Source organism: Amycolatopsis sp. lyj-112 (genome assembly GCF_046549055.1).
GTDB lineage: Bacteria > Actinomycetota > Actinomycetes > Mycobacteriales > Pseudonocardiaceae > Amycolatopsis.
This window is the reverse complement of sequence record NZ_JAJPWS010000026.1, coordinates 1-26,998: the sequence shown is the minus strand read 5'-3', so window position 1 is coordinate 26,998 and position 26,998 is coordinate 1. Positions and strand designations below refer to the sequence as shown.

The window sequence follows — 26,998 nt, the reverse complement described above, 5'->3', positions numbered from 1 at the left end:
CGGTCACCGTGGGGTCACGGCAGCGTGAAGACCCTCAACTATCCCTGAGTAGAACTACTCAACTGGTCTTGGCGCGTGACTTGGCCGAAGCCTTCTTCGCTCGCGTACGCGCCTCTCGCGCCTTGCCCGTAGCCGTCTTCGCGCGGCCGGCGGCGGCATCGTCGGCCTCGACGGCGCTCTGCTGCAAAGCCGCCAGTAGCCGCGTCACGCCTTCGGCCTGTTCGGCGGCGGTCGGCTGGAGGACGTCGTCGCCGTCGAGTTTGGCCTGGATGAGCGCTTCCAGCGCTTCCCGGTAGTGATCGGTGTAGCGGGCGGGCTCGAAGTCCTGGGTGAGGTCCTCGATCAGCGAGACCGCGTTCCGCAGCTCACCGCGCCGCAGGTCGACGTCCTCGTGCAGGAACGGGAAGTCGGGCCGCCGGATCTCGTCGGGCCACAGCATCGTCTCGAGCAGGATCACCTGGTCCCGCACGCGCAACGCGCCAAGCGCCTCACGCTGCCGCAGGGTCACCTTCACGATCGCGATGCGCCCGGACTGCTGCAGCGCCTCGCTCAGGAGCACGTAGGGCTTGGTGCCCGCCGGTTCCGGTTCGAGGTAGTAGCTGCGGGCGAAGTACATCGAGTCGACCTGCTCGGCCGGGGTGAAGCCGAGGACGTCCATCGACTGGGTGGTCGGCGCCAGCAGCGACGCGAAGTCCCGGCCGGTCAGCAGAACGACGTCGCCGCCCGGGACGGGATGTCCCTTGGCGATCTCGGCGGCGGGCACCTCGGCACCGTCGACCTCGCAGACCCACTTCACCCGTACCCGGCCGCCGTCCGGCTCGTGCACCTGGTGGAGCGGAACGTTGTGCTCTTCGGTCGCGCTGTACGCCTTCACCGGGATGGCGTAGGTCCCGAAACCGATCGTGCCTTTCCACACCGCGCGCATGGCCCACCTCCGCTTGGTCAGCGTTCCACGCGCCGGAGCGGCGGGACAGCTACAAACGGGTATTCGGTGCGACTGATTCGCTCACACATTCGAAGGACGGGCCGGCTTCGGCCAGTGCGTCGGCCGAACAGCCGACAGCGGTGGCGGCCGCTCGGAGTACTTCCGAGACCACCTCGACGTCGGTCTCGGGCGCGGCGGCCAAGGCGTTCCCGCCCCCGCCTTCGACGCGGTGGGCCAGACCTTCCAGCGCGACGGCCAAGGCCTGCTGGCCCGCGACGAGCTGTTCGACCACCTGGAGCAGTTCGGGAACGGTCGCGGCGGTGCCGGACGCGGTCAGTGACGTGGCGAGGTCGTCCGCGCAGCTCCGCAGGTGGGAGGCGACGACGGTCGGCGGCAGCGTGAGCCGCTGCGGTCCGGGTGGGTTCTGCTCGCGCCCAAGCACGGCGCACATCCTGCCACCGCCACGCTCCGCCACCCACACGACACCCCGGACGAGAGCAAGGGACCTTTGCTCTCGCCCGGGGCGGGTGTCAGGAGGCCGCGGCCAGCAGGGCGGCCTCGATCTTCGACCGCCACTCCTGGTCGATCCGCCCGGTCCTCGGCGCGACGGCGAATGAGTCGACGACGGCGCCACCGAGCGTGGCCACCTTCGCCCAGCGCACTTCGGCCTCGCACCGCCGCAGCGCGCCCGCGACCCGGTACAGCAGCCCGATCCGGTCCGCGGCGCGGAGTTCGACCACGACCGTGTCCCGGCCGCTGGTCTCGTCGTCGAACCAGACCACCTTCGCCCCGGCCGCCGGTGCCGCGCCGCCGCCGTAGTCCCGTTCCTTCGCCGCGAGCCGCTGGGTGAGCGGCAGCGTCCCCGCCACCGCCCGCGCGAACTGCTCCCGCAGCAACGTGACGTCCGGCAGCGAGCCGAACTTGGGCGACGCGGTGAAGACTCCCGCCCGTCCCCCGTCGTGCCCGCGCAGCACCGCGGCGTGGACCTCCAGGGAGTTGAGCGCGAGCACGCCCGCCGCCGGCGCCAGCAGTTCGGCGCGAGCCGGAACCGCGAGCACCACCGTGACGACCTTGCCCGCGGCGGTGATCCGCACTTCGCCACGACCGGACGCGACGGCTTCGGCGACGAGTTCCCGTTGCTCGGCGCCCATCGGCTCCGGCGGGACGAAACCCTTGCCGTGTAAGGCTTCCTCACAACCGGACACGAGTTCGGCGAGCAGCCGGGCCTTCCAGTCCGTCCACACGCCCGGTCCGGTGGCCAGCGAATCGGCCGCCGTCAGGGCGTGCAGCAGTTCGAGCAGGACCAGATCCTCGTCGAGGGTCTTCATCACCCGCAGGATCGTGGCCGGGTCGCTGATGTCCCGCCGGGTCGCGGTATGCGGCAGCAGCAGGTGATGCCGCACCATCGACGAGACCAGCGCGGCATCCGCCACCGTCAGCCCGAGCCGGGCCGCCACCTGCGCGCTGATCTTCGCGCCGAGTTCGGAATGGTCCGCGTCGCGGCCCTTCCCGATGTCGTGCAGCAGCGCGCCGATCAGCAGCAGGTCCGGCCGTGAAACCGTGGTCGTCAGTTTCGACGCCTCCACCGCGGCCTGCACCAGATGCCTGTCGACGGTCCACGAATGCACCGGCGACCTCGGCGGGAGATCGCGCACCGCACCCCATTCGGGGAACAGCCGCGCCCACAGGCCCGTCCGGTCGAGCGCCTCGACTGCGTCGACCAGGCCGTCACCCGCGCCGAGCAGTTCCACCAGCGCCTTCAACGCGTCCGGTGGCCACGGCGCCCGCAGTTCCGGCGCCGTCTCGGCGAGTGCCCGCAAGGTCCCGTGCGAGATGGGCTTCCGGATCCGGGCCGACGCCGCGGCCACCCGCAGCAGCAGCGCCGGATCCTTGGCCGGCACCGCGTCCCGCGCCAGCGCGACCTCGTTCCCGTGCAGGACGACGCCCTCGTCGAGCGGCGTCCGCACCGGCCGCCGCCCGAACCGCGCCTTCGGCGGTTCCACAGTGGACCGCAGCGCGACGTCGACCGCGTAGGCGATCGTCCGCCCGACCCCGGAAAGCTTGCGCGCCAAGGTGAACCGGTCACCGAATCCGAGCTCGCCCGCGACCGTCTCGGCTTCCGGAGCACTGAGGATGTCACGCTCGCGACGCAGTTCCCGCCGCAGTTCCGTCCGGACGTCGAGCAGCAGACCCTTGGCGGCCAGGAGTTCTTCGCCCGGCCTGGCGGTCAGCTGTGCCGCCGCCATCGCTTCCAGGACGGCGAAGTCACGGAGCCCGCCCCGGCCGTGTTTGAGATCCGGCTCGGCGGACTGCGCGATCTCACCGCTGCGGGCCCAGCGCTGACGCACCGAGTCCGACACCTCGCCGACCCGCTTGCGGGCCGTGCGCCGCCACTGGTCCCGCGCCGCGGCCGCCAGCCTGCCGGTGATCTCGGCGTCCCCGGCGATATGCCGGAGGTCGAGCAGCCCCATCGCGGTCCGCAGATCCTCGGACGCCACCTTCAGCGCCTCACCCGGCGTGCGGACCGAGTGGTCGAGGCCGATCTTGGCGTCCCACAACGGGTACCAGATCGCGTCGGCGATCTCGCCGACCCGGGAGTTGCCGTTGTGCAGCAACAACAGGTCGAGGTCGGAGAAGGGCACCAGTTCGCTGCGCCCGAGGCCGCCCACGGCGGCCAGCGCGACACCGGGTTCAGCGGTGTCGACGCCGGCCGCCGCGGCGCCCTTGCCCAACCAGAATTCGTAGAGGTCGACCAGTGCCGCCCGCAACGCGGACGCCCCCAGCCTCCCGTGCCTGCCCTCGAGCAGTCGCTCGGTGGCCTTGACCAGCTCACCCCCGTCGGCCATCCGTGACGCCTATAGGGCGTCCGAGCCGCGTTCGCCGGTCCGTACCCGGATCACCGTCTCCACCGACGTCACCCAGATCTTTCCGTCACCGATCTTGCCGGTGTGGGCGGCCGTGGTGATCGCGTCGAGGACCTTCTCGACGTTGGCGTCGTCGGTGACGACCTCCAGCCTCAGCTTCGCCACGAAGTCCACGGAGTACTCGGCACCCCGGTAGACCTCGGTGTGGCCCTTCTGCCTGCCGTAGCCCTGCACTTCGCTGACCGTCATGCCGAGCACGCCCAGCTGTTCCAGCGAGGAGCGGACGTCGTCGAGCGTGAACGGCTTGACGATCGCGGTGATCAGCTTCATGCCTTGCTCTCCTCGAGTTTCGTGGCCGCCTTGCCGGTGGGCGCCTTGACCGGGATCGTGGTCGGCTGGCCGAGGCCGCCACCCGATCCGGAGAAGTCGTACGCGCTCTCCGCGTGCTGGGCCTCATCGATACCACTGACCTCGTCCTCCGCGCTGACGCGGAACCCGCCGAGCTTCTTGATCACCCAGCCGATGATGAAGGTGAGCACGAACGAGTAGGCGAGCACGGCACCGGCCGCGGCGGCCTGGATACCGAGCTGGCCGAACCCACCGCCGTAGAGGAGACCGTCGACGCCGAGCGAGTTGACGCTGGTGGTGCCGAAGAAGCCGATGAGCAGCGTACCCACGAGACCACCGACGAGGTGGACGCCGACGACGTCGAGGGAGTCGTCGAGACCGAAGCGGAACTTGAGGCTGATCGCCAGGGCGCACAGGACACCGGCGATGAGACCGATGGCGATGGCACCCAGCGGGCTGACGAAACCGGCCGCCGGGGTGATCGCGACGAGACCGGCGACGGCGCCCGAAGCGGCACCGAGGGTCGTCGGCTTGCCGACCTTGATCTGTTCGACGATCAGCCAGCCGAGCACCGCGGCCGCGGTCGCGACGGTGGTGTTGGTGAACGCCACGGCGGCGAGGTCGTTGGCGGCCAGCGCCGAACCGGCGTTGAAGCCGTACCAGCCGAACCACAGCAGCGAGGCACCCAGCAGGACGAACGGCACGTTGTGCGGACGTCCGGTGTTCTTCGGCCAGCCCTTGCGCTTACCGAGCACGATCGCCAAGGCGAGCCCCGCCGCGCCGGCGTTGATGTGGACCGCGGTACCACCGGCGAAGTCGAGTGCCTTGAGCTGGTTGGCGATCCAGCCGCCGACCGCGTCCGGGCCGATGAAGCCGTTGAACGAGAACACCCAGTGCGCCACCGGGAAGTACACGATCGTCACCCAGACGGCGACGAACAGCGTCCAGCCCCAGAACTTGGCGCGGTCGGCGATGGCACCGGAGATCAGTGCGGGCGTGATGATCGCGAACATCAGCTGGAACATCACGAAGGCGAAGAGCGGCAGCCCGTCCGCGCCGGGCCAGGCGACCTCGGGAGCGGTGTCGGTCGCGGCCGTGGCGAAACCGGCGAGTTTGCCGGAGATGTCGGAGAGACCGGCGAAGTCGAAGCCGCCTAGCAGCCCGCCGCCCAAGTCGTTTCCGAACGCCATCGTGAAGCCGTACAGCGTCCAAAGGACTCCGACGACGGCCAGGGCGATGAAGTTCATCATCAACATGTTCAAGACGCTCTTCGCGCGGACCATGCCGCCGTAGAAGAACGCCAATCCTGGGGTCATGAGCATGACCAGCGCGGCGCTGGCCAGTACCCATGCGGTGTCTCCTGCGTTCAGCACAATCTTCCTCCCGTGCCTGGGGTGTACTGCGCAGGAATTTTTGGGCCGCGGTGTTTCCTCGGGCGGCGATTCAGGTTTCACCCGCGTGAACTGTCGGTGCGGCGTTGTTACGTCCAGGTTTCCGGGGACCTGGTGCGTTCTGTCCGGTTGCGAAACGTCGTGGTCGAATATGCCCATGAACGCGCACGAGCACGGCGATGACCCACTGCCACCGGAGATCGTCCGGTCCCTGCGGTGCTCGGTCTGCGGTGACCCGGTCGGGTCAGCCGGGCGCACGGTGCGTTGCGAGCGGGGTCACTCGTTCGACGTAGCGAAGCAGGGTTACGTCAATCTTCTGCACGCGCGTATCCCGGCCGGCACGGCGGACACCGCGCCGATGGTCGCGGCCCGCGTCGACCTCCTCGCTTCGGGCGCGTATCTGCCTCTCGCCGACGAACTCGCGAAGGTCGCCTCGGAGCACGTTCAGGAGGGGCTGATCGTCGACGCCGGCGCGGGTACCGGTTACTACCTCGCGCACGTGCTCGACGCCGCCCCCGGCGCGCACGGGCTGGCACTCGACGTCTCCGCCGTCGCCCTTCGCCGGGCCGCTCGCGCGCACCCGCGCGCGAGCGCGGCCGTGTGGAATCTGTGGGAGCCCTGGCCGGTGGCGGATCGGAGCGCGTCGCTGATCCTCAACGTCTTCGCGCCGCGCAACGCGCCGCAGTTCCACCGGGTCCTGACCGCGGACGGGCTCCTGGTCGTCGCGACGCCGAATCCCGGGCATCTGCGGGAACTGGGCGATCTGGTGATCTCCGTGGACGAGAGCAAGGACACGCGGCTGGAGGAAACCCTCGGCGAACACTTCAGCCGGGTGGAGCGGCGCGAAGTGACCCAGCAGGTGAAGCTGTCGCCGTCACAGATCCGCCAGGTCGTCGAGATGGGTCCCAGCGCGCACCACCTCCACCGCGAGGGACGTCGTGAGCGGCTCGACGGGATCACCGCGTCGGTGGACGTCACCACCTCGTTCAGCGTCACGCTGTACCGGCCGGTGCCCTGATGGAAGCGTCCGCGACCCTGCTCGCCGACGCCGGCTGGGTCCGCGCCCGGATCGGCGGCGCCGCGAAGCTCTACGGCTGTTCGCGGCCCGAGGTGCTCGGCACGATCTGGTGGTACTCGCTGTCGTCGGTGCTCGTCGCGCCGTCGCTGGAGTCGTTCGTGCGCGACGGCGAACCGCTGGACCCGTCGCTCGACGCCGTCACCATCGACCTCGTCCCCGACGGCCGTTTCCGGGGCGCGCACTCGTCGCGGGTCCTGCCCGGCGGCCTGGCCGAACTGGGCAAGGCGTTCGCCGGGACGCTGGACACCGCGATCGGCACGATCGCCGAAGTCACCGGCGCCAACCCGCGCGCGCTGGGCGCGATCGCGACGGATTCGATCGGCAATCGCCTGCTGTGGACCGGCGACACGGACCGGGCGGTCGCGCTGGCGGGGCCGCTCGTGGCCGCGATCGGGCTCGGCATGCCGGAGCCGCGGTTCGCCCGCGTCGGGCGGAACACCGTGGTGCGCCGGGCTTCCTGCTGTCTCATCTACGAGGCGGGGAACCCGAAGTGCACCAGCTGCCCCCGGCAGACCCCGGAGGAACGAGACCGCCGGCTCCGCGCGTCGCTCGGCTAGCCGTCCGCCCCCTGACCACGGCCGACGGCACCCGTGAGAAGGTGGCGGCATGGCCAAACCGACGCCGTTGCAGATCAGGAACATCGTCATGGCGCTGCTCATGGCGGGCGCCCTGGTGTGGAACCTGTCCATCGGCGGCGCGTGGTGGCTCACCGCCGTCTTCTCGGTCGGGATCGTCCTTTCGTCGTTCTCCGCGTACCTGAACCGGCCGAGCGCCCGGCCTTAATCCCGCAATGCCCGATCACGTGTGTCGTCCGCCTGGTCACACGTGTCGTCCATCTGATCACGTGTGTCATCCATCCACGCACGGATGCCGTCCGTGCGGGAAAGGCGAACACCCGTGATCAGACGGCGAACTCGCGTGATCAGCAGGACGACTCGCGTGATCAGACGGACGACACGGCAACTTGGCCTGTCGCGTCAGGGGTGAGAGCCGTCGAAGCGGGACTTGACCTCGGAGCGGCCCCGCTCGGTGAGCGAGCCGAAAAGGCGTAGGCGCGCCATGCCGCCATCGGGATAGACGTCGAGGCGCACTTCGGTCACCTCCGGGCCCTCGGCGAGCGCGAACCGGTGCCGTGTGTCCGGCTGCAGCCGTGTCTTCGGCAGCAACTCGGCCCATTCGCCGTCGCCGTCCCGCCCGCTCAGCGCGGCCCAGCCCGGCGCGTTGCCCTTCAGGTTGCTGTTGTCCAGTTCGGCGAACCGGACGACGCCCGCCCCGGCGAGCCGCACGGTGACCCAGTCGTTCCCGTCGTCGCGGCGCCTCGCCGTCTCCCAGCCCTCGGCCTGGTGCGCCGCGAGCCCCGGCGAGAACAGGTTGTTGGGCGAGGAATAGAACATGTTGCTGCAGCCGGTGACCGCGGCGCCGTTCTCCAGGGCCGCGAGGTCGAGCGCGCCGGGGTCCAGCAGGCGCGGATCCGGGATCGGCGTGCCGTGCACCCGCAGCCGGGCCACGCCGCCGTCCGGGTGCATGGTCAGCCGGACGTGCGTGTAGCGCTTGCTCCCGCCGATTTCGAAGAAGTTCTCCGCGTGTCCTTTGGCCGCGCCGCGTTCGACCACCACATCCCAGTCCACTTGGGACAGTTCGGCGGCGCTCGGATAGCCGTCGACCGCGCAGGCCTCGACCGAGACGAACGGCGGATAGTTGCCCTTGAAGAACGCGGTGTCCACGACGACGCCGGTGATCGCGCCCGCCAGGCCGAGCCGGACGACGGCCTGGTCGTCACCGGGCTCGCGGTGCCGCCGGGTCTCCCAGCCGTCGTAGACCTGCCCCTTGGGACCGAACGTCTCCGCGCGGTGGGCGGGCGTCCACGGATTGACGAGGTTCTCTTTCTCGGCGAACAACTCGTCCGTCGCCCACATCACGGTCCCGCCGAACTTGCGCGAGGCCAGATCGGGCAGGGCGGTCCATTCAGGACGGTCGGTCAAGGTCTCCTCCATCTCAGCAGTCACCCCGGGTCAGCAGGGTGCCCGCCGGGTCGTCACCGGTGATCTCCTTGCCCCGCAACCAAGTGCTCCGCACGACGCCGGCGAGCGGACGGCCGTGGTAGGCACTGACGGGATTGCGGTGCTTCAACTTCGCGACGTCGACGACGAACGCGTCGTCGGGTGCGAACACACTGAAATCAGCGTCGTAGCCGGGCGCGAGATGCCCCTTGCGGCGCATTCCCGCCTGCGCGGCCGGGTGTTCGGCCATCCAGCGGACGACGTCGGTGAGCCCGAAGCCGCGCTGCCGCGCCTGCGTCCACACCGCGGGCAGGCCGAGCTGCAGCCCGGCGATCCCGCCCCAGGCGAGCCCGAAATCGCCGCTGTCGAAGCGTTTCAGCTCCGGTGTGCACGGCGAATGGTCGGTCACCACACAGTCGATGACACCGTCCGCCAGCCCTTGCCACAGCAGTTCACGGTTCCCGGCCTCGCGGATCGGCGGGCAGCACTTGAACTGCGTGGCGCCGTCGCCGATCTCCTCCGCGGTGAAGCTCAGGTAGTGAGGGCAGGTCTCGGCCGTCAGCCGGACGCCCTCGCGCCGCGCGCTCTCCACCATCGGCAGCGCGTCCGAAGAGGACAGGTGCAGGATGTGCGCGCGGACACCGGTCTTCCTGGCGAGTTCGATGACCTGCGCGATCGCCACGTTCTCCGCGCCGCGCGGGCGGGAACGCAGGAAGTCGTCGTACCGCTCGCCGTGCGGGTCGGGCGCGTGATCGATCGCGTCGGAGTCCTCCGCGTGCACGATGATCATGGCGTCGAAGGTCCGCAGTTCCGTCATCGCGTCTTCGAGCCCGCGCGCGTCCAGCGGCGGGAATTCGTCGACGCCGGAATGCAGCAGGAAGGACTTGAAGCCGAACACCCCGGCCTCGTGCAGGCCGCGCAGATCCGCCAGATTGCCCGGGATCGCACCGCCCCAGAAACCGACGTCGACATGGACGCGACCTTCGGCGGTCTTGCGCTTCACCTCCAGCGCCGCGACGTCGACCGTGGGCGGCAGGCTGTTCAGCGGCATATCCACGATCGTGGTCACCCCACCGGCCGCGGCCGCGCGGGTCGCCGAAGCGAAGCCCTCCCATTCGGCCCGGCCCGGATCGTTGACGTGCACGTGGGTGTCCACGAGCCCCGGCAGGAGGACGACGTCCTCGCCGAGTTCGAGAACCTGATCGCCGTCCAGGGCGGCTCCGGCGGGTTCCACCGCGACGATGCGGCCGCCTTCGATACCGACCGTCGCCGGTACTTCACCGGCCGCGGTAATCGCCCTGGCGGCCTTGATCACCAGCTCCATCAACCCTCCAATTTCCACTTAGTGGAATCGAAGTTTCACACTCCGACATTAACTCTGGCCACCGTGCTCGTCAATGAGCCCGAGCGGCGCTACCTTCGCTGGGTGCAGTTAGAAGCCGAGTTCACCAGCGAACCGTTCCATGGCGAGGGTCCGCCACCCGAGCATGCCGTCAAAGCCCGCGATACGGCGGAAGGCGCGGGCCTCAGCACCGACTTCGGCCCGCTCGGCACCCTCGTCCGCGGCGACGCCGACGCCCTGCTCGACGCGCTCCCGGCCATCGCCCGAGCGGCGCTGAACGGCGGCGCGACCCGCGTGACACTCCAGCTCCGGCAGGTCGGCGACGACTCGGCCGAGCCCGCCGTCGAGTTGCACAGCGCACTCGCCCGGCTCATCGGCGACGTCGAACGCGAACTCGGCGGCAAGCTCGACACGCTCGATCGCGCCGCCAAGCAGCGCGCGGTGCGGCTGCTCAAGGAGCGCGGCGCGTTCGGGCTCCGCAAGTCGGTGTCGACGGTCGCCGAGGCGCTGGGGGTCACGAGGTTCACGGTCTACAACTACCTCAACCGGGACCAGGATTGCTGAGACATTCCTACCACACTATTTCAACAAAATGTTGACGGCGACGGAATCGTCGCCGTACCGTCTGTTCCCGTGCCGCTCACCATTCGAGAGTTCAACCAGGCACCCGCACAGGACGTCCGGCCGGCGCTGACAGCCTGCCTCGATGTCCCCCGCTGGGTGGAAACCCTGCTGGCCAGGCGCCCGTACGCGGACCTGGCCGCCCTGCTCGCCCTGTCGGAGGCGCTGACCCCGCTGCGCCCCGAAGAAGTCCGGCGTGCCATGGCCGCCCATCCCCGGATCGGGGAGAAAGCGGACGGCAAGAGCACCGAAGCGAGCTGGTCGCGCTCGGAACAGTCCGGTGTGGACGTTTCCGCCGCGCGCGAGTTCGCCGCGGCCAACGCCGAGTACGAGGCGTTGTTCGGGCATGTCTTCCTGGTCTGCGCGAGCGGCCGGAGCGGCGCCGAACTGCTGGAGAACCTCCGCTCACGGTTGTCGAACGACGCGGAGACCGAACTCGAGGTGGCCGGCCGAGAGCTGGCCGAGATCGCCGCGCTGCGGCTGGAAAAGGCGGTGACGGCGTGAGTCTCGTGACGACCCACATCCTCGACACCTCCGCGGGGCGCCCGGCGGGCGACGTCGCGGTCCGGCTCGAAACCGGCGCGGGCGGACCCGTCGCCGCCGGGCGGACCGACGCCGACGGCCGGATCCGCGACCTCGGCCCGGAAACCCTGGAACCCGGGGTGTACCGGCTGGTCTTCGACACCGGCGCCTATCTCGGCCCGGACTCCTTCTTTCCCGAAGTCATCTTGACCTTCCGCATCGCCGACGGGACCGAGCATCACCACGTGCCGCTGCTCCTGAGCCCGTTCGCCTATTCCACCTATCGAGGGAGCTGATCGCCCGTGGCCATCACCCTGGGCCCCAACCAGTACGGCAAGGCCGAAGTCCGGCTTGTCACGGTGCAGCGCGACGACAGCGTGCACCACCTCAAGGACCTCACCGTTTCGACGTCGCTGCGCGGCGAACTCGCGGCCACCCACCTCACCGGCGACAACGCCGACGTCGTCGCGACCGACACCCAGAAGAACACCGTGTACGCGTTCGCCAAGGAATCCCCGGTCGGCGAGATCGAGGACTTCGCGCTCCGCCTCGGACGGCATTTCGTCGAATCCTTCGAGCACATCTCCGGCGCCCGGATCCTGATCGACGAGCACGGCTGGAACCGCATCTCCGGCCACGACCACGCCTTTTCCCAGGCGGGCAGCGAAAAACGCACGACCGCGGTCACCGTCGGAGACGGCAAGGCGTGGGTGGTGTCCGGTTTGGACGATCTCGTGCTGCTCAAGTCCACCGGTTCGGAATTCCACGGTTTCCCGCGCGACAAGTACACGACGCTGTCCGAGACGACCGACCGGATCCTCGCGACCGCGGTGACCGCGCGCTGGCGCTATCAGGGCGACGGGATCGACTGGGCGGCGAGCCACGGCGAGGTCCGGCGGATCCTGCTGGAGACGTTCGCGGACAAGCACAGCCTCTCCCTGCAGCAAACGCTGTACGCGATGGGAGAGGCTGTGCTCAAGGAACGCGAAGAGGTCGCCGAAGTCCGGCTTTCGCTGCCGAACAAGCACCACTTCCTGGTGGACCTGTCGCCGTTCGGCCTGAAGAACGACAACGAGGTCTTCTACGCCGCCGACCGTCCGTACGGCCTGATCGAGGGTGTGGTCCTCCGCGACGACGCGGAGGACCCTGGCCTGGCTTGGCACACCCTCGCCGCTTTCTAAGGCACGGGCAGCGGCATCCCGGGGACGCTCTGGTCGGCGGGGACGACGCCGTCGACCAGGTAGGCGTTCACGATCTTGTCCACGGCGGCGTTGCCGTCCGCGTAGAGGCCGTGATCACCCTCGCCGGTCACGGTCAGCATCCGGGAGTTCGCGAACGCGGCGTGCGCCCGCTTCGCGCCCTCGATCGGTGTGGCCGGGTCGTGCTCGGACTGGACGATCAGCACCGGCGGGACGCCCTTGCCGTCCAGCTTCGGCAGCGGCCGGGGTTCCTTGTCCCAGAACAGGCAGACCGCGGCGTTCAGCACGCCACCGCCGGAGATGAGCAGACCGCGGTCGAGGTTCCGCTGCGAGTCGCGGATCAACGATTCACGAGTGCCGGCGAAACGTCCTTCACCGCAGAGGGTGTTCCAGAAGGTGGCGTCCTGCGCGTCGGAGGCGTCACCCGCGTCCTTGACGTCCTTGACCGCGGCACGAGCGTCGGCCTTGGCCTGCTCCAGTGCCCCGTTCTCGGTCGCCGCCCGGACCTTGACCAGCAGATCGGCCAGCGCCGGGAAGGTCACCTTCTTGTAGAGCATGTACACCAGCGAGTACTCGAGCTGCATCGGCCCGTTCCCGTCGATCGGGTTACGCGACAAGGCGTACCGGACCCGCTCGTAGGTTTGCCGCACCTCCTCGCCACTGGTGCCGAAGTGGTACTTGGCGTCGTACCGTGCCATCCACGGCAGGAAGTCCTGCCGCCAGCGCCGTTCGAAACCGACCGGCTGCCGGTTGAACGAGTTCTGCCAGGTCGTGGTGAACTCCGTCGAGGAGTCCAGCACGAACCGCCCGGTCCGCTGGGGGAACTGCTGCGCGTAGTGCGCCCCCAGCCAGGTGCCGCCCGAATAGCCGACCCAGTTGATCTTCTCCCGGCCGAGCAGCGCACGGAGCAGGTCGAAGTCCTTGATCGTCTGGTAGGTGGTGATCAGCGGCCCGAGTTCACCACCGGCGGTCTGGCAGGACTTGGCGACATGCTCGGCGTTGGCCAGGATCTGGTTCAGGTTGCGCGGGTCGCGGTCCCGCGGGTCCAGCTGCCGGATGACGTCGGCGGCGCCCCGGCAGGTGACGTTGGTGCTCTTGCCGGTCCCGCGGACGTCGATGCCGATGATGTCCTGGTGTTCGCGCAGCTTGTCCTGCCCGCGGAACATCGTCGGCTGCCAGCGGCCGGGCCCGCCCGGCCCACCCGGGTTGGTGAGCAGGGACGCCGTCGACGGCCCGGTGGACTTCAGCCGGCTGACCGCGATGGTCAGGTCCTGCCGCTCCCCCGCGCGATCCCAGTCACGGGGCGTGCGGTAGGTCGCGCATTCGAGCCCGCTGATGTCGGTGCCCGGCGGCAACGTGAGCAGTTCCTCCGCCGCGCAGGGATGCCAATCCAGTATCTGGCCCGCGTAGTGAGCCGGGATGTTCGTCGTGTTCAGCGTGCTCGCCGAAGCCGGTACGGCTCCGGCGAGCAGTCCGCCCACGACCGCCGGGATCACCCCGACGGCCAGTAGCCGCTTCATCTGCTGCCCCCTTCTTCCTTGGATTCCCAACGGTTCCTGACGCTAGAACCGGGCATACCGCGCGAACATCGACCGCAGGTAGCGCCCCGAGGTGAACCAAGGGATAAGAAGGACGACAGATCAGGAGCGCGGCACCAGCCCGGCCGCGGCGGCCTTGCGCTGGAGTTCGTCCGGCGTGGTCGCGTTCCGGGCGTCCGGCGCCTTCGTGGTCGCCGCGGTGGTACCGCCCAGCGCCTTGAAGATCAGGTCGGCTTCGGCCTTCATCCCCGCCGCGTACGGGTGGTAGGCCACCGCACGGAAGAGGTTGGTGTCCTTGCCGCTGACCCAGGCCGCGTCACCGGAACAGGCGTCGTGCCCGCGGCTGGGGCCATAGGTGTCGACGTACCGGGCACCCTGTTTGCGGGCGGCGGTCGAGATGGCCTTGTTGAGCGCGCGCTCGACAAGGTCGGCCCAGGCGTAGTCGCCGTCGGCGAACGGGACCACGCTGGGGCAGTACCCCTTCGACGGCACGATGCGCGGGTAGCCGACCAGCACGATGGTGGCGCCGGGCGAGCGCTCACGGACGCCCTTGACGACACGTTCGAGGTTCCGCTGCGTGTTCGCGATCGCCGCGAGCAACGTGTCGGTCCCGTTGATCGTGAAGTGGTCCTTGCAGGGCGAACCGGTCGGATCGCCGTCCCGCAGAGTCGGGCAGGTGTAGATGAGGCTGCCGAAGACGCTGTAGTCGTTCCCGCCGATGCCGACGGTCACCAGGTCGGTGTCCAGGGTCAGCGCGTCGAACTGCGCCGGCACGCTGCCCAGCGCCAGGCTCGGCGAAGGCACCGTCTGGGGGCTGGTCATGTTCGTGCTGTCCGCCGACGAGCAGCTGACGTCGGTGAAGGCGCCGGACTTGTAGTAGAGCCCCAGCTTGGTGGCCAGCCAGGCCGGATAGTTGTTGTTCGACCGGAAGCACCAGCTGGCCTGCTGCCAGGGGATCAGCGGCCCCGCGGTGTACGAATCGCCGAGGGCGACGTATTTGCGGAAAGTCGGGGGCTCGGCGGCACTCGCCGGAGTCCCGAGACTCGCTAGCGAGAGGACCGCCAGGAGCGTGGCGATGGCGAACCGGGCAGTACGGCGCATGTCGACCTCGTGATCCGTCGTTGGACTACGGGCCGATCCTGACAACAACCCACCTCTGTCCACAATAGAAGTGAGTATCTTTCACGTTTCAGGGGTGAGAGGGCACTTGATAGAACGCTCTATCATGGAGGCGTGACTGGGACGAGGGAACGCATCGTGACCGCCGGCGCCGAACTGCTCCGGCGGAACGGCTACACCGGCACCGGGGTGAAGCAGATCGTCGAGGCCGCGAACGCGCCGTTCGGCTCGCTGTACCACTTCTTCCCCGGCGGCAAGGAGCAGCTCGGCGAGGAGGTCATCCGCACTTCCGGGATGCTGTACCTCGCGCTGTTCGAGATCTTCTTCGCCGACGAGCCGGACCTGATCCACGGGATCGAGGCCTGCTTCGCCAGTGCCGCCGACACCCTCCGCGCGACCGACTACGCCGACGCCTGCCCGATCGCGACGGTCGCGCTAGAGGTCGCCAGCACCAACGAGAAGCTGCGGGTCGCGACGGCCGACGTCTTCACGGCCTGGATCGAGACCGGGACCGAGAAACTGGGCAAGTACGACCTGGCGCCCGCGGCCGCGCGGCAGCTGACGATCGCGCTGGTCAACAGTCTCGAAGGAGCTTTCGTGCTGAGCCGGTCGCTGCGGAACACCGAGGCGCTCGACGTCGCCGGGGCTTCGTCGGTCGCGCTGGCGCGCACCCTGCTGCCCCCAGCGTGATTGGAGGCGTAACTCACGTGATCACGTGAGTTACGCCTCCAATCACGCGAGTTCCGCGTCTGATCACGCGAGACCTCAGAACCAGGACATGATTCCCTCGATCCCGAAGTACAGCCCGAACACGGCCGCGAGAATCCCGAGGATCCAGCCGATCTCGCGGATCTTGCCCTTGCAGATCTTGATCAGCACGTAGGCGACCAGGCCGGCGCCGATCCCGTTCGTGATCGAGTAGGTGAACGGGATCAGCGCGATGGTCAGGAACACCGGGATCGCGAAATCCATGTCCCGCCAGGGAATCCGCGCGCACTGCGCCATCATCATCCCGCCGATGACCACCAGCGCGGGCGCCGCGGCCTGCGCCGGGACGACGGCCGCGATCGGGGTCAGGAACAGCGTCGCGGTGAACAGGCCACCGGTGACGAGGCTCGCCAGGCCGGTCCGCGCGCCTTCACCGACACCGGCCGCCGATTCGAGGAACACCGTGTTGGGCGCCGAACCGGTGACACCACCGGCGAGTGCGCCGGCGCCGTCGACCAGCAGGATCCGGCCCATTCCCTCGACCTTGCCGTCTTTGACCAGCCCCGCCTCCTCCGAGACGCTGGTGATCGTGCCCATCGCGTCGAAGAACCCGGAAAGCACCAGTGTGAACAGGAAAACCGCCGCGGTCACCGCGCCCGCCGACGCGAACCCGCCGAAGAGATCGATGTCCCCCAGCAGGCTGAAGTCGGGATGTGCCACGACCTGATCGGGCACCTTGGGCTCGACCAGCCCCCAGCCGTCGACCTCGAGCACGCTGTTGACCAGCACCGCGAGCCCGGTCGCGACGGCGATGCTGATCAGCACCGCGCCGGGAACCCCGCGGCTCACGAGCACGATCATCAGCAGCAGGCCGAGGCAGAAGATCGCGATCGGCCAGCCTTCGAGATGGCCGGCGATGCCCATCCGCACCGGCACCGTCGACTGCGCGGCGTCCGGGGTGCGGGTGACGAAACCGGCGCTGACCAGGCCGACCAGCGCGATGTAGAGCCCGATACCGACGGTGATCGCGACCTTGAGCGGCATCGGGATCGCGTTGATGATCCGTTCCCGGATCCCGGAAACGGCCATGAACACGATGCAGACGCCTTCGAGGACGACGAGCCCGAAGGCCTGCGCCCACGTCATGGTGGGCGCCATCTGGAACGCGACGACGCCGTTGACGCCGAGGCCCGCCGCGAGCGCCAGCGGCGCGTTGCCCACGAGTCCCATCAGGATCGTGGTGACCCCCGCGGCCAGCGCGGTCGCGGTGGTGATCGCCTCGGTGCTCAGCCGGGCGCCGGTGATGTCGGCCGACGCGCCGAGGATGAGCGGGTTGAGCAGAACGATGTAGCACATCGCGACGAAGGTGGTGATCCCGCCGCGTACCTCCCGGCCGATCGTGCTGCCACGAAGGGAGATCTTGAACCAGCGGTCGAGCCCGGACAGCCGCCTCGGTTCGGGCGCGGGCAGGTGGGGACGCTCGGTACCTAATTGGGTCATGCCTACTCCACAACGTTGTGGCGCGGGAAGAATCCTTGCTCAGTAGGCCTTCTTGTCGGGTTTCGACAGCCAGGCCTCGAAAGGCGCGAAAGAGTCCGGAAGGGACAGATGGCCGACGGGTAGCGGCCAGGTCTCGCGCGGGCGGGAAAAGAGGTCGTAGAACTCGCGGTCGTCGAAGCCCGCCTTGGCCGCGTCGTGGCGGTCCGCGGCGTAGACGACCTTGCCGACACGCGCCCAGAGGGCGGCGGAAAGGCAGAGCGGGCAGGGTTCGCAGGAGGTCACGAGGACACAGCCGTCGAGTTTGTAGTCGCCGATCGCCTGGCAGGCCGCGCGGATGGCGACCACTTCAGCGTGCGCCGTCGGGTCCAGTGACGGCGTCACCTGGTTGGTCCCGGTGGCGAGCACCGAACCGTCCCGCACGATCAGCGCGCCGAACGGGCCGCCGCCGCGCTCGACGTTCGCGGTGGCCAGTTTCACTGCCTCGGCGAGCCATTTCTGCTCGTCGAACTCCGAAATGGACAAACGGGTACCCACGAATGGACTCCTAGCTCGAAAAAGTACGGGTGATTCTCAGGTGCCGGTGAGGTGTTCGGGGCGCACCGGGACGCGGGGAAGAGCGAGCCCGGTGGCCGCACGGATGGCCGCGACGATCGCCGGGGTGGCCGAGATCGTCGGCGGTTCGCCGACCCCGCGCAGACCATAGGGCGCGTTGGGGTCGGGCCGTTCCAGGACGTCGATGTCCATCGGCGGCATGTCCAGCACGGTCGGGATCAGGTAGTCGGTGAACGACGGGTTGCGGATCTTGCCGTCGACGGTCTGGATCTCCTCCATCACCGCGAGCCCGAGTCCCTGCGCGGAACCGCCCTGGATCTGGCCGAGCACCGCCTGCGGGTTGAGCGCCTTGCCGACGTCCTGCGCGCAGTCGAGCGCCACTACCTTGATCAACCCGAGTTCGACATCGACGTCGACGACGGCGCGGTGGGCCGCGAATCCATATTGGACGTGCGCGTTCCCTTGCCCTGTCTCGGGATCGATGGGCGTCGTCGGACGGTGGCGCCATTCCACGGTCTCGTCGAAGACCTCGTCACCGAGCACGTCGACGAGGTCGGCGAGCACACTGCCGTCGGCCGCGACGACCTTGCCTCCGACGACCTTGAGCCGGCCGTCCGCGGCGAGCGTGCCCGCCAAATGCTTGTGCAGCCCGGATCTCACCGCGACGCACGCGGCCTGGACGGCACCGCCGGTGACGTAGCTCTGGCGCGACGCGGACGTCGAACCGCCGTTGCCGATGTTGGTGTCCATCGGCAGGATCGTCACCTGCTCGATGCCGAGTTCGGTCCGCACGATCTGCTGCATGATCGTGACCAGGCCCTGGCCGACCTCGCAGGCCGCGGTGTGCACGGTCGCCGCGGGTTCGCCGCCGACGAGCTGCAGCCGCACGCGGGCGGTCGAGTAGTCGTCGAAGCCCTCGGAGAAACAGATGTTCTTGATGCCGACCGCGAAGCCGACCCCGCGGACGACACCCTCGCCGTGCGTGGTGTTGGAGACGCCGCCGGGCATCCGGCGCAGGTCCAGCTCCTCGTGGGCGACGGGCAACGGCTTGGCGCGCAGGCGTTCCAGCAGTTCCGCGACCGGGGCGGCGGAATCGACCACCTGGCCGGTCGGCATGAGGCTGCCTTCGGCCATCGCGTTGCGGATCCGGATATCCACCGGGTCGACGCCGCAGGCCTCGGCGAGTTTGTCCATTTGGGATTCGTAGGCGAATCCCGCCTGCACCGCACCGAATCCGCGCATCGCGCCGCACGGCGGGTTGTTGGTGTACACGCCCCAGCAGTCGATCGAAGCACTGTCCACATTGTACGGACCGACACCGAGCGTGGCGGCGTTCGCGACCACGGCGCCGGTCGACGAGGCGTACGCGCCGCCGTCCAGGTACAGCTTCGCCTTGACGTAGACCAGGCGGCCGTCCTTGTCGGCCCCGTGCTCGTAGTACATCTTCGCCGGGTGGCGATGCACGTGCCCGTAGAACGATTCCTCGCGGTTGTAGACCATCTTGATCGGCTTGCCGGTGTGCAGCGCGAGCAAACACGCGTGGACCTGGATCGAGAGGTCTTCGCGGCCGCCGAACGCGCCGCCGACGCCGCCGAGGGTCAGCCGCACCTTGTCCTTCGGCAGGCCCAGCGCGGCGATGATCTGCTGCTGGTCGACGTGAAGCCATTGCGTGGCAACGTAAAGGTCGACACCACCCTCGGTGTCGGGGATGGCCATCCCCGACTCGGGACCGAGGAACGCCTGGTCCTGCATGCCGACTTCGTAGACCCCGGACACGACGACGTCGGCCTTGACCGACTGGTCGCCGTGACGGATCTTGGCGTGCCGCACCACGTTCCCGCCGGGATGCAGTTCGGCGCCCTCGCCGGCGACGGCCTTTTCGGAATCCGTCACGGGTTCGAGGACTTCGTAGGCGACCTTGATCCGTTTCATCGCGCGGCGCGCCGTCTCGGGGTGATCCGCGGCGACGAGCGCGACCGGTTCGCCCTCATAACGCACGACGTCGACGGCGAGCACCGGCTGGTCGGTGTGTTCCAGGCCGTACTTGTTCACGCCCGGCACGTCTTCGTGGGTCAGCACCGCGTAGACCCCTTGCACGGCGAGGGCGTCGGTGATGTCGATACCGGTGATCCGCGCGTACGGATGCGGGCTGCGCAGCGTCGCGCCCCACAGCATGTCCTCGTGCCACAGGTCCGAGGAGTAGGCGAATTCGCCGCGCACCTTGACAATGCCGTCGGGACGGCGGGGGCTCGCACCCACGCCATTGGTGGTCCCGGTCGCGGCGGTCGTCTGCTCGGAGGTCTCGGTGGTGGTCATACCGTCTCCCTCAGCCGGGCACTGGCCACGGCCAGCTCACGGGCGATCTCGTCTTCGGATTCCTCGCGCAGCGCCCCGCCGGTCACCACGGTCGCGCCGCCGACGAACAGGCGCGCGATCGGCGGGGTCGCACCGAGCACCAGCGCGGCGACCGGATCGGTGATCCCCGCGTAGTTCAGGCCGTTCAGGTTCCAGACCGCGAGGTCGGCGAGCTTGCCGACCTCGATCGAGCCCAGGTCCTTCTCCCGGCCGAGGCAGCGCGCGCCGCCCATCGTGCCCATCCACAACGCCTCACGCGTGGTCAGCGCACGAGGGCCGCCGCGCTGACGAGCCTGCAGCAGCGACTGGTGCAGTTCCTCCCCCAGGCCACCGGATTCGTTGGACGCCGCCCCGTCGACCCCCAGCCCGACCGGCGCGCCGGCGTCGAGCAGTTGCCGCACCGGGGCGATCCCGGCGCCGATCCGCCCGTTCGACGTCGGGCAGTGCGCCGCGCCGGTTCCCGTGGCGCCCATGCGCCGGATCGCTTCCGGAGCGAGGTGGATGGAGTGCGCGAGCCAGACGTCGTCGCCGAGCCAGCCGAGTTTGTCGGCGTACTCGGCCGGGGTGCAGCCCGCCTCGGCGAGGCACTGCTTCTCCTCATCGATCGTCTCGGCGAGATGCGTGTGGAGCCGGACTCCCTTGCGGCGCGCGAGGTCCGCGGCGCCGGTCATCAGCCGCTCGCTCACCGAGAACGGCGAGCACGGTCCGGCCGCGATCTGCAGATGCGCGCCCGCGGCGTCGTCGTGGAACCGGTCGATCGCGGCCTCCGTGCCGAGCAGCGCGGCCTCGGTCTCCTCGACCAGGTTGTCCGGCGGGAGCCCGCCCTGGGACTCGCCGCGGTCCATCGAGCCGCGGACGACGTGCAGCCGCACGCCGATCCGGATCCGGGCGGCGGCCAGGGCTTCGACCTGGTCGCCGCCGTCGCGCGGGAAGACGTAGTGGTGATCAGCGACGGTGGTGCACCCGGTGGTCGCGAGCCGCGCGAGCCCGGCCGTGGCCGCGGTGTGCGTGATCTCGGCGTCGAGCCTGCCCCAGATCGGGTAGAGCGCGACCAGCCATTCGAAGAGCGTGTGGTCGGCGGCCAGCCCGCGGGTGGCCCACTGGTAAAGGTGGTGATGCGTGTTGATCAGCCCGGGAGTGACGAGGTGACCCGCGCCGTCGATCCGCTCGTCGTAGTCGTCCCGGGGAGCCCGGCCCTCGCCGACAGCCGTGATGCGCTCGTTCTCGATGACGACGTGGCCCGAGGCGTGCTCGGTACCCGCGCCGTCGACGGTGGCGATCGCGGCGTTCTCGATGACGGTCTTCACGCGGTCTCTCCCCTGGTCGCGGCCAACCGGACTGCGTCGAGGATCTTCTCGTACCCGGTGCACCGGCACAGATTCCCCGCCAGCGCTTCGCGGATCTCCTCGTCGCTCGGGCTTTCGACCCGGTTGAGCAGATCGTGCGCGGCCACCACGAGACCGGGCGTGCAGAAGCCACATTGGACGGCGCCCGCGTCCACAAAGGACTGCTGGACCGGGTCGAGCACGTCGCCGTCGGCGAGTCCCTCGACCGTCCGGACCTCACGGCCTTCGACCTGACCGGCCGCGACCAGGCACGAACAGACCGGGACCTCGTCGAGATAGACCGTGCAGGAACCGCATTCGCCCTGTTCACAGGCGTTCTTCGAACCCGGGAGGCCGAGCCTCTCGCGGAGTACGTAGAGCAGGCTCTCGCCTTCCCAGACGTCGTCGGCCTGGTGGGATTCGCCGTTGATCGTCACGTTCACGCGCACTCGCGTTCACCCTTCTGGAAGTCGTTCCACGCCCAGGTCAGCGTCCGGCGGGCCAGGACGGACAACGCGTGCTTGCGGTAGTCGGCGCTGCCACGGACGTCGTCGATCGGCGACGACGCCTGCGAGACCAGCTCACCGAACCGGCGTTTGACCGAATCCGCGATGGAAGCCTTGGTGGACCAGGGAAGTTCGGCGGAGAGGAACTCCTCCGCCGCGGTCGCCCGGCGCGGGGTCGGCGCGGCCGAACCGACGGCGGCGCGGATCTCGCCGGAGTCGAGGTGCAGCGCCAAGGCGAACGAGCAGACCGCGATGACCATCGCGTTGCGCGTCCCGACCTTGGCGAACTGCTGCGGGCCGGCGTCGGCGGGCAGGTGCACGGCGGTGATCAGCTCGTCCGGGGCGAGGGCGTTGCGCTTGACCCCGAGGTAGAACTCCTCGGCCGGGATCAGCCGCGTTCCGCGCACCGACGCGACTTCGACCTCGGCGCCGAGCACGAGCAGCACGGGATGCGTGTCCCCGGCGGGCGACGCGGCGCCCAGGTTGCCGCCGACGGTGCCCCGGTTGCGGATCTGCGGCGAGCCGACGGTGCGCGAGGCCATCGCCAGCGCGGGCAGAACTTCACCCAGCTCAGCGATCACCCGGACGTAGGGCACGGACGCCCCGAGCCGGATCCGGCCGTCGGCCGCGGACCACTCGGCGAGTTCGCCGACGCGGTTGAGATCGAGCAGCGCGTCCGGACGGCGGTGGTCGAAATTCAGCTCCACCATGATGTCCGTACCGCCCGCGATGGGCACCGCGTCAGGCCGCTCGGCCTTGACGGCGAGCGCCTCGGTCAGCGAGCTGGGGCGCAGGAAATCCACTCTCGGGCTCCTCGGTTCGGCATTGGGCTGTGACGGCTGACTCAGTAGACGCCCCGTGCCCGTATGGCGGCAACGGTGCCGAAGCATGAAATCTCCCCAGCGCGGGCCGGTCGATTTGTGGTTTCCTACAAACCTGATGACGACCGTGAAAACTCTGCTGGCGCTTCCCGGGTTGCGCTTGCGCCTGCGCGCCGGAACGGGTCTGCTCGACCGTTCGGTGTCCCGGATCTACGTCACCGAACTGCCCGACCCCGGGCGATACGTGTCGGCGGGCGAGCTCGTGCTGAGCGGGTTGCTGTGGTGGCGCGGGCCGGGCGACTCCGAGGCCTTCGTCGCCGCGCTGGCGAAGGCGGGGGCGGCGGCACTGGCGGCGTCCGGCGCGGATTCCGACGGGATTCCCGGCGACCTCGTCGAAGCCTGCACGCGGCACGGGATCCCGTTGCTGGAAGTACCCGCGGACCTCTCGTTCTCGGTCGTCACCGAACGCGTCGTGCTGGCCTTGGCCGCCGCCGGGGAAGGCGCGCGCAAGCGTTTGCTTTCAGCGGCGACCGACGACGCGTCGGTGGAAACGCTCCTGGAGCGGGGGCGGGCCGAGATCGGCCTGCCCTGCTGGGTGGTTCCCGCCACCGCGCCGGGCGACCTGGTGCGGCGGTTCGTCGCCGCGGGCGGACGCGCGGTCGAGGCGGACGACGTGTCGCTCCGGCCGGTCGGCGGCAGGAACGCGGTGCCGTGGCTGCTCGCGATCGGTGGCGCGCTGACCGCGGCGCAGGCGGAGATCGCCGAAGAACTGGCCGGCCTGATCGGCCTCGCGCGGACGCGGACGGACGAGGTGCGCGCGGTCACCGACCGCGTGCTCGAACCGTTGCTGGCGGCGCTCGACGAGGGCGGCGATCCGCATGCCGCGCTGACCGCGACCGGACTGCGCGGCGATCTGCGCGTCGTCGTCGCCCGCACGGAGGGCACCGCGAGCGCCCGCGCGATCCTGACCGAACTCCTTCCGGACGCGCTCGTCGGCCCGGCCGGGGAACTGACGTGGGCGATCGCCGAGGACAACGGCGAGTGGCCGGAGGACTGGACCGCGGCGACGTCGGCCTCTCTGGCGGGAGTGGAATCGCTACTGCCCTGCCGCCGTGTGCTGATCGGGATCAGCGACCGCACACCGGTTTCGATGCTGCGAGGCGCCAAGCAGGTTGCGCGCTACGCACTGGCGGTGGCGGCGGAACGGCCGGGCACGATCGAGGTCGTCCCCGGCGGCGAGATCGGCATGCACCGGCTGCTGCTGGCGGGAGCGCCCGACGCCCTGCGAGCCGCGTTGCGGCAACGGGTACTGGGCCCGCTGCTGACCTACGACGCCGAACAGGGCACCGATCTGGTGCACACCTTGCGCGTCTTCCTCGAATGTTCCGGCTCGCCGACGCGAGCGGCGCGGGCGCTGCACGTCCACGTCAACACGTTGCGGTACCGGATCGGGCGCGCGAGCGAACTGCTCGGCGCCGATCTGACCGAGTTCACCGAGCAGCTGGACGTCTATTTGGCCTTGTCGGCAGGGAGCTGAAATGGGCATCACCACGGCGAAGGAAGCCGCCTACGACCCGCGTGTGGTCGCGTTCGGGCGGCTGATGGGCGCGGCGAACCGGCTCGAGTACCTCCTCGGACGGGCGCTGGAGACCGAATGCGGGATCTCGCACCTGATGTTCGAGGTGCTGCTGATCGTCGGCCGGTCGGGCGAGGCCGGGATGAGCATGCGCGCGATCGCGCAGGAGCAGGTGCTGACCACCGGCGGCGCGACCCGGCTGGTCGACCGGATGACCCTGCTCGGGCTGGTGATCCGCGCCTCCGACCCCGACGATCGCCGGGTGCAGCTCGTGCGGCTGACCGAGACGGGCGAGGAGACGACCGTGCGGGCGGCGCGGGTGCACGTCGAGAACATCCAGCGGTTCTTCCTCGACCCGCTGCCCTCGGATCATCGCAAGCAGCTCACCCAAGACCTCCGAACGCTGAGCCATTTCGCCCGCGACGCGCTCCCCCGGCTCCGCTAGGAATATCTGACAGGTCAGACATCGTTGGGTTCGTTATGAAGCTCATCTATGTCTTCGACGCGTACTGCGGCTGGTCGTACGGGTTCGCCCGCACGATGGCCGACGTCGCGCACCGGCACCCGGACCTCCTGGTCGAGGTGGTGTCGGGCGGCCTGTTCCTCGGCGGGCGCCGGGTACCGATCCGGCAGTTCGGCTACGTCCAGGGAGCCAACGCCGAGATCACCGCGCGCACGGGCGCACCGTTCGGGGAGAGCTACGAACGACTCATCGCGGACGGCGCGTTCGTCATGGATTCCGAAGCCGCCGCGTGCGGCATGGCGGCGTTGCGAGAAGTCGCGCCGGACCGCGCGGTGCGGCTCGCGGCCTTGCTGCAGGAGGCTTTCTACCTCGACGGGCTGAGCCTGTCCGAAGTCTCGACCTACCGCATCGTCGCGCAGCGAGGAGGACTCGACGGCGACGACGTCGAAGCCGCACTCGACCGCGTGTCCGCGGCCACCGATTTCCAGCGGGCACGGGATTTGGGCGTCACGGGATATCCGACACTGCTCGCCGACGACGGGGAACGAGTGGTGACACTGGTTTCCGGCAACGCGAGCGCGGACGAGGTGGAGCGGCGGATCGGAACGCTCGTTTCCAGCGGTTCTCCCGCCTAGAATCCGCGAATGCCGAACGATGTGACCTTGCGGCCCGCGGTCGCCGAAGACGCCAGGGCCGTCGCCGAGATCTGGTATCACGGCTGGCGGGACGGCCACCTCGGCAACGTGCCGGACGCGCTTTTACGGGTCCGCACTCGCGAGTCATTCTGGGAGCGGGCAGCGGCGCGGGTCGGTGACACGGCTGTCGCTTGGGTGAACGGCGAGGTGGCAGGGTTCGTAATGGTCGTCGGCGATGAAGTCGAGCAGGTCTACGTGTCTTCGGCGCATCGTGGCAGCGGCGTGGCCGGGGTGTTGCTCGCGGAGGCCGAACGGCTTGTCGGGGCCGGCGGGCATTCTCTCGCCTGGCTCGCGGTGGCGCCGGGAAACGCGCGGGCGCGGCGATTCTATGAGCGGAGCGAATGGGTCGACGCGGGCGGGTTCGAGTATCGGGCTTCGGGGCCGGATGGAGCGATTTCCGTTCCTTGTCAACGTTATGTGAAGACGTTGTCGTGAGTGGTAATGGTGACGTCTCAGGTGGTCTGTGCTGAGTGATGTGAAGGGGTCTTTCGCCGTATCAGATGCGGGGAAAGGCCCCTTCGCGTCGGGGTCCTGTGGTGAGGCAAGGTCTGCTTGTCTCACGTCATCCGCCGGCAGAAGGATGGCGATCTCTGCACCGAGCCTTCGGCCGCGTGCCGTCCGGCCGGACACGTGTCGTCCATCCAGTCACGCGAAACCGCAGACGGCCCACCCAGAACAAGACCACACCACGTTTGCCCTACCCCTCGAATAACCCGAATCGCCACTCACGACCACCCCTTCCGATGTCCTCCTCCCGCTAACCGTCAGACAATCTGGGCACGTGCTTCGATCGCCCTTTAGTGTTATCCGTGCCGGTTCATTGTTGCAGATAATTACGAACACGAGTTCGACAAATGTGCGGTATTGTGGAGGGGTGTCCGAGACTTCCGTTCTTCCTCAGTTCCCGCAGGAGTTGTGGCGTGCCGGGAAACTGGAGCTTGCCCACGGAGCGACTGAGGCGTTGACGCTGATGCGTGCCGCGTCCGCCGTGCTGGGCACGTACCTTGCGGAGATCGAGTCTCGGGGCGCGAAAGACTTGTACGGGTATGCCAATACGAAAATGTGGCTTGCTGATGTCGCGCGGATTTCTCCGGCTGAGGCGAAGAAGCTCGTGGATCGCGCGGTAGCGTTGAGCCCGACCCGTGCACTCGACGGCACCGAGGTTCCAGCGTTGGCACCTGCGACGGCTGTCGCGGCTGCGGAAGGCGCTGTCGGGGAACAGCACATCGACCAGATCATCGGAGTGCTGAAGAAGATCCCCGTGCATGTGTCGGTTGAGAACCGTGACGCCGCCGAAAAGATTCTCGCCGATCTTGCTCGTGATGGGGGTCCTGGGCAGATCGCGGCCGCTGAAGAAGGCTTGATCGCCTGGCTGGACCCGGATGGCGCTGAGCCGAAAGATCCCGAACCCGTCCAGCCGCGTCGTGAGTTGAGAGTGCACCGTCGTAAAGACGGGTACTGGAAACTCACCGGCCTGCTCGACGACGAAGCAGGCGCCCGCACCGCAGCGGCGATCGAGGCCTACGCCAAACCCCGCCCGGTCGACGAAT

Annotated in this window: 28 protein-coding genes; 13 read left to right on the top strand and 15 right to left on the bottom strand. The window is 69.1% G+C overall.

Annotated elements, in window-relative coordinates:
- Positions 1-58: 58 nt before the first annotated feature.
- The 5 genes from ACLJRL_RS40470 to ACLJRL_RS40450 form a co-directional block, all read right to left on the bottom strand.
- Positions 59-925 carry a Ku protein gene (locus tag ACLJRL_RS40470; protein ID WP_410661718.1) on the bottom strand — a complete coding sequence of 289 codons (867 nt, stop codon included), beginning with the start codon at positions 923-925 and terminating at the stop codon, positions 59-61.
- 49 nt (positions 926-974) lie between these two features.
- Positions 975-1,376: a hypothetical protein gene (locus ACLJRL_RS40465; RefSeq protein ID WP_410661717.1), complete on the bottom strand. Its 402-nt coding sequence runs from the start codon at positions 1,374-1,376 to the stop codon at positions 975-977.
- Between the two features lie 79 nt (positions 1,377-1,455).
- Positions 1,456-3,771: a [protein-PII] uridylyltransferase gene (locus ACLJRL_RS40460; RefSeq protein WP_410661716.1), complete on the bottom strand. Its 2,316-nt coding sequence runs from the start codon at positions 3,769-3,771 to the stop codon at positions 1,456-1,458.
- 9 nt (positions 3,772-3,780) lie between these two features.
- Positions 3,781-4,119, bottom strand: a complete 339-nt coding sequence (locus tag ACLJRL_RS40455; protein WP_410661715.1) for a P-II family nitrogen regulator — start codon at positions 4,117-4,119, stop codon at positions 3,781-3,783.
- Positions 4,116-5,510 (bottom strand): ammonium transporter, encoded by a 1,395-nt coding sequence (locus ACLJRL_RS40450; protein ID WP_410661714.1) that lies wholly within the window; start codon positions 5,508-5,510, stop codon positions 4,116-4,118. Before ACLJRL_RS40450 ends, ACLJRL_RS40455 begins: the two co-directional genes overlap by 4 nt.
- A gap of 175 nt (positions 5,511-5,685) precedes the next feature.
- On the opposite strand from ACLJRL_RS40450, the gene ACLJRL_RS40445 reads away from it, so the two are divergent.
- The 3 genes from ACLJRL_RS40445 to ACLJRL_RS40435 are packed head-to-tail and all read left to right on the top strand — an operon-like array spanning position 5,686 to position 7,389.
- Complete coding sequence (locus ACLJRL_RS40445; RefSeq protein ID WP_410661713.1) at positions 5,686-6,546, top strand: putative RNA methyltransferase; 861 nt, start codon at positions 5,686-5,688, stop codon at positions 6,544-6,546.
- On the top strand, positions 6,546-7,163 hold the full coding sequence (locus ACLJRL_RS40440) for a (2Fe-2S)-binding protein (protein ID WP_410661712.1): 618 nt from the start codon (positions 6,546-6,548) through the stop codon (positions 7,161-7,163). Before ACLJRL_RS40445 ends, ACLJRL_RS40440 begins: the two co-directional genes overlap by 1 nt.
- 49 nt (positions 7,164-7,212) lie before the next feature.
- On the top strand, positions 7,213-7,389 hold the full coding sequence (locus tag ACLJRL_RS40435; RefSeq protein WP_410661711.1) for a hypothetical protein: 177 nt from the start codon (positions 7,213-7,215) through the stop codon (positions 7,387-7,389).
- A gap of 194 nt (positions 7,390-7,583) precedes the next feature.
- On the opposite strand, the gene alc is transcribed toward ACLJRL_RS40435, so the two are convergent.
- Positions 7,584-8,600, bottom strand: a complete 1,017-nt coding sequence (gene alc, locus ACLJRL_RS40430) for an allantoicase (RefSeq protein ID WP_410661710.1) — start codon at positions 8,598-8,600, stop codon at positions 7,584-7,586.
- A 1-nt stretch (position 8,601) separates the two neighbouring features.
- Complete coding sequence (allB, locus tag ACLJRL_RS40425; RefSeq protein WP_410661709.1) at positions 8,602-9,930, bottom strand: allantoinase AllB; 1,329 nt, start codon at positions 9,928-9,930, stop codon at positions 8,602-8,604.
- Positions 9,931-10,032: 102 nt separating this feature from the next.
- On the opposite strand from allB, the gene ACLJRL_RS40420 reads away from it, so the two are divergent.
- The 4 genes from ACLJRL_RS40420 (at position 10,033) to pucL (ending at position 12,272) form a co-directional block, all read left to right on the top strand.
- Positions 10,033-10,512, top strand: a complete 480-nt coding sequence (locus tag ACLJRL_RS40420; protein WP_410661708.1) for a helix-turn-helix domain-containing protein — start codon at positions 10,033-10,035, stop codon at positions 10,510-10,512.
- 69 nt (positions 10,513-10,581) lie between these two features.
- Positions 10,582-11,073: a 2-oxo-4-hydroxy-4-carboxy-5-ureidoimidazoline decarboxylase gene (gene uraD, locus ACLJRL_RS40415; protein ID WP_410661707.1), complete on the top strand. Its 492-nt coding sequence runs from the start codon at positions 10,582-10,584 to the stop codon at positions 11,071-11,073.
- On the top strand, positions 11,070-11,387 hold the full coding sequence (gene uraH, locus ACLJRL_RS40410; protein WP_410661706.1) for a hydroxyisourate hydrolase: 318 nt from the start codon (positions 11,070-11,072) through the stop codon (positions 11,385-11,387). Before uraD ends, uraH begins: the two co-directional genes overlap by 4 nt.
- Before the next feature lie 6 nt (positions 11,388-11,393).
- The gene (gene pucL / locus ACLJRL_RS40405; RefSeq protein WP_410661705.1) at positions 11,394-12,272 is read left to right on the top strand and encodes a factor-independent urate hydroxylase; all 879 of its coding nucleotides are present in this window, start codon (positions 11,394-11,396) and stop codon (positions 12,270-12,272) included.
- Here the strand turns inward: pucL and ACLJRL_RS40400 are convergent.
- Both ACLJRL_RS40400 and ACLJRL_RS40395 read right to left on the bottom strand, forming a co-directional pair.
- Complete coding sequence (locus tag ACLJRL_RS40400; RefSeq protein ID WP_410661704.1) at positions 12,269-13,810, bottom strand: alpha/beta hydrolase; 1,542 nt, start codon at positions 13,808-13,810, stop codon at positions 12,269-12,271. The two genes, pucL and ACLJRL_RS40400, sit on opposite strands and share 4 nt — an antisense overlap.
- Before the next feature lie 120 nt (positions 13,811-13,930).
- Positions 13,931-14,929, bottom strand: a complete 999-nt coding sequence (locus ACLJRL_RS40395) for an SGNH/GDSL hydrolase family protein (RefSeq protein ID WP_410661703.1) — start codon at positions 14,927-14,929, stop codon at positions 13,931-13,933.
- A gap of 156 nt (positions 14,930-15,085) precedes the next feature.
- Between ACLJRL_RS40395 and ACLJRL_RS40390 the strand changes: the two genes are divergently transcribed.
- A complete protein-coding gene (locus ACLJRL_RS40390) occupies positions 15,086-15,637 on the top strand; it encodes a TetR/AcrR family transcriptional regulator (RefSeq protein ID WP_410661752.1) in 552 nt (183 codons plus the stop codon).
- A gap of 75 nt (positions 15,638-15,712) precedes the next feature.
- On the opposite strand, the gene ACLJRL_RS40385 is transcribed toward ACLJRL_RS40390, so the two are convergent.
- Genes ACLJRL_RS40385 through ACLJRL_RS40360 form a run of 6 tightly spaced genes read right to left on the bottom strand, consistent with a single transcriptional unit; the run spans position 15,713 to position 22,696 of the window.
- On the bottom strand, positions 15,713-17,155 hold the full coding sequence (locus ACLJRL_RS40385; RefSeq protein ID WP_410661702.1) for an NCS2 family permease: 1,443 nt from the start codon (positions 17,153-17,155) through the stop codon (positions 15,713-15,715).
- Positions 17,156-17,194: 39 nt separating this feature from the next.
- A complete protein-coding gene (locus tag ACLJRL_RS40380) occupies positions 17,195-17,689 on the bottom strand; it encodes a nucleoside deaminase (RefSeq protein WP_410661701.1) in 495 nt (164 codons plus the stop codon).
- 36 nt (positions 17,690-17,725) lie between these two features.
- Positions 17,726-20,023, bottom strand: coding sequence for a xanthine dehydrogenase subunit D (pucD, locus tag ACLJRL_RS40375; protein WP_410661700.1), 2,298 nt, complete (start codon positions 20,021-20,023; stop codon positions 17,726-17,728).
- Positions 20,020-21,369 (bottom strand): 8-oxoguanine deaminase, encoded by a 1,350-nt coding sequence (locus tag ACLJRL_RS40370; protein ID WP_410661699.1) that lies wholly within the window; start codon positions 21,367-21,369, stop codon positions 20,020-20,022. The genes pucD and ACLJRL_RS40370 overlap by 4 nt, the downstream gene beginning before the upstream one ends.
- Complete coding sequence (locus tag ACLJRL_RS40365; RefSeq protein ID WP_410661698.1) at positions 21,366-21,836, bottom strand: (2Fe-2S)-binding protein; 471 nt, start codon at positions 21,834-21,836, stop codon at positions 21,366-21,368. Before ACLJRL_RS40365 ends, ACLJRL_RS40370 begins: the two co-directional genes overlap by 4 nt.
- Positions 21,827-22,696, bottom strand: coding sequence for an FAD binding domain-containing protein (locus tag ACLJRL_RS40360; protein ID WP_410661697.1), 870 nt, complete (start codon positions 22,694-22,696; stop codon positions 21,827-21,829). The genes ACLJRL_RS40365 and ACLJRL_RS40360 overlap by 10 nt, the downstream gene beginning before the upstream one ends.
- Positions 22,697-22,832: 136 nt before the next feature.
- On the opposite strand from ACLJRL_RS40360, the gene ACLJRL_RS40355 reads away from it, so the two are divergent.
- From ACLJRL_RS40355 to ACLJRL_RS40335, 5 genes are all read left to right on the top strand, one after another.
- Positions 22,833-24,251 carry a PucR family transcriptional regulator gene (locus ACLJRL_RS40355; RefSeq protein ID WP_410661696.1) on the top strand — a complete coding sequence of 473 codons (1,419 nt, stop codon included), beginning with the start codon at positions 22,833-22,835 and terminating at the stop codon, positions 24,249-24,251.
- Position 24,252: 1 nt separating this feature from the next.
- The gene (locus ACLJRL_RS40350; protein WP_410661695.1) at positions 24,253-24,735 is read left to right on the top strand and encodes a MarR family winged helix-turn-helix transcriptional regulator; all 483 of its coding nucleotides are present in this window, start codon (positions 24,253-24,255) and stop codon (positions 24,733-24,735) included.
- Between the two features lie 35 nt (positions 24,736-24,770).
- Entirely contained in the window at positions 24,771-25,388 is a 618-nt protein-coding gene (locus ACLJRL_RS40345; protein WP_410661694.1) for a DsbA family protein, read from the top strand.
- A gap of 9 nt (positions 25,389-25,397) precedes the next feature.
- On the top strand, positions 25,398-25,883 hold the full coding sequence (locus tag ACLJRL_RS40340; RefSeq protein ID WP_410661693.1) for a GNAT family N-acetyltransferase: 486 nt from the start codon (positions 25,398-25,400) through the stop codon (positions 25,881-25,883).
- Between the two features lie 439 nt (positions 25,884-26,322).
- On the top strand, positions 26,323-26,998 hold a 676-nt coding region (locus tag ACLJRL_RS40335; protein WP_410661692.1), incomplete at its 3' end, for a DUF222 domain-containing protein.

Bases quoted from the DNA above. Each gene is read 5' to 3' on its own strand.
- ACLJRL_RS40470 (WP_410661718.1), bottom strand. From the start codon at position 925: ATGCGCGCGGTGTGGAAAGGCACGATCGGTTTCGGGACCTACGCCATC.
- ACLJRL_RS40465 (WP_410661717.1), bottom strand. From the start codon at position 1,376: ATGTGCGCCGTGCTTGGGCGCGAGCAGAACCCACCCGGACCGCAGCGG.
- ACLJRL_RS40460 (WP_410661716.1), bottom strand. From the start codon at position 3,771: ATGGCCGACGGGGGTGAGCTGGTCAAGGCCACCGAGCGACTGCTCGAG.
- ACLJRL_RS40455 (WP_410661715.1), bottom strand. From the start codon at position 4,119: ATGAAGCTGATCACCGCGATCGTCAAGCCGTTCACGCTCGACGACGTC.
- ACLJRL_RS40445 (WP_410661713.1), top strand. From the start codon at position 5,686: ATGAACGCGCACGAGCACGGCGATGACCCACTGCCACCGGAGATCGTC.
- ACLJRL_RS40440 (WP_410661712.1), top strand. From the start codon at position 6,546: ATGGAAGCGTCCGCGACCCTGCTCGCCGACGCCGGCTGGGTCCGCGCC.
- ACLJRL_RS40435 (WP_410661711.1), top strand. From the start codon at position 7,213: ATGGCCAAACCGACGCCGTTGCAGATCAGGAACATCGTCATGGCGCTG.
- alc (WP_410661710.1), bottom strand. From the start codon at position 8,600: ATGGAGGAGACCTTGACCGACCGTCCTGAATGGACCGCCCTGCCCGAT.
- allB (WP_410661709.1), bottom strand. From the start codon at position 9,930: ATGGAGCTGGTGATCAAGGCCGCCAGGGCGATTACCGCGGCCGGTGAA.
- ACLJRL_RS40400 (WP_410661704.1), bottom strand. From the start codon at position 13,810: ATGAAGCGGCTACTGGCCGTCGGGGTGATCCCGGCGGTCGTGGGCGGA.
- ACLJRL_RS40395 (WP_410661703.1), bottom strand. From the start codon at position 14,929: ATGCGCCGTACTGCCCGGTTCGCCATCGCCACGCTCCTGGCGGTCCTC.
- ACLJRL_RS40385 (WP_410661702.1), bottom strand. From the start codon at position 17,155: ATGACCCAATTAGGTACCGAGCGTCCCCACCTGCCCGCGCCCGAACCG.
- pucD (WP_410661700.1), bottom strand. From the start codon at position 20,023: ATGACCACCACCGAGACCTCCGAGCAGACGACCGCCGCGACCGGGACC.
- ACLJRL_RS40355 (WP_410661696.1), top strand. From the start codon at position 22,833: ATGACGACCGTGAAAACTCTGCTGGCGCTTCCCGGGTTGCGCTTGCGC.
- ACLJRL_RS40350 (WP_410661695.1), top strand. From the start codon at position 24,253: ATGGGCATCACCACGGCGAAGGAAGCCGCCTACGACCCGCGTGTGGTC.
- ACLJRL_RS40345 (WP_410661694.1), top strand. From the start codon at position 24,771: ATGAAGCTCATCTATGTCTTCGACGCGTACTGCGGCTGGTCGTACGGG.
- ACLJRL_RS40340 (WP_410661693.1), top strand. From the start codon at position 25,398: ATGCCGAACGATGTGACCTTGCGGCCCGCGGTCGCCGAAGACGCCAGG.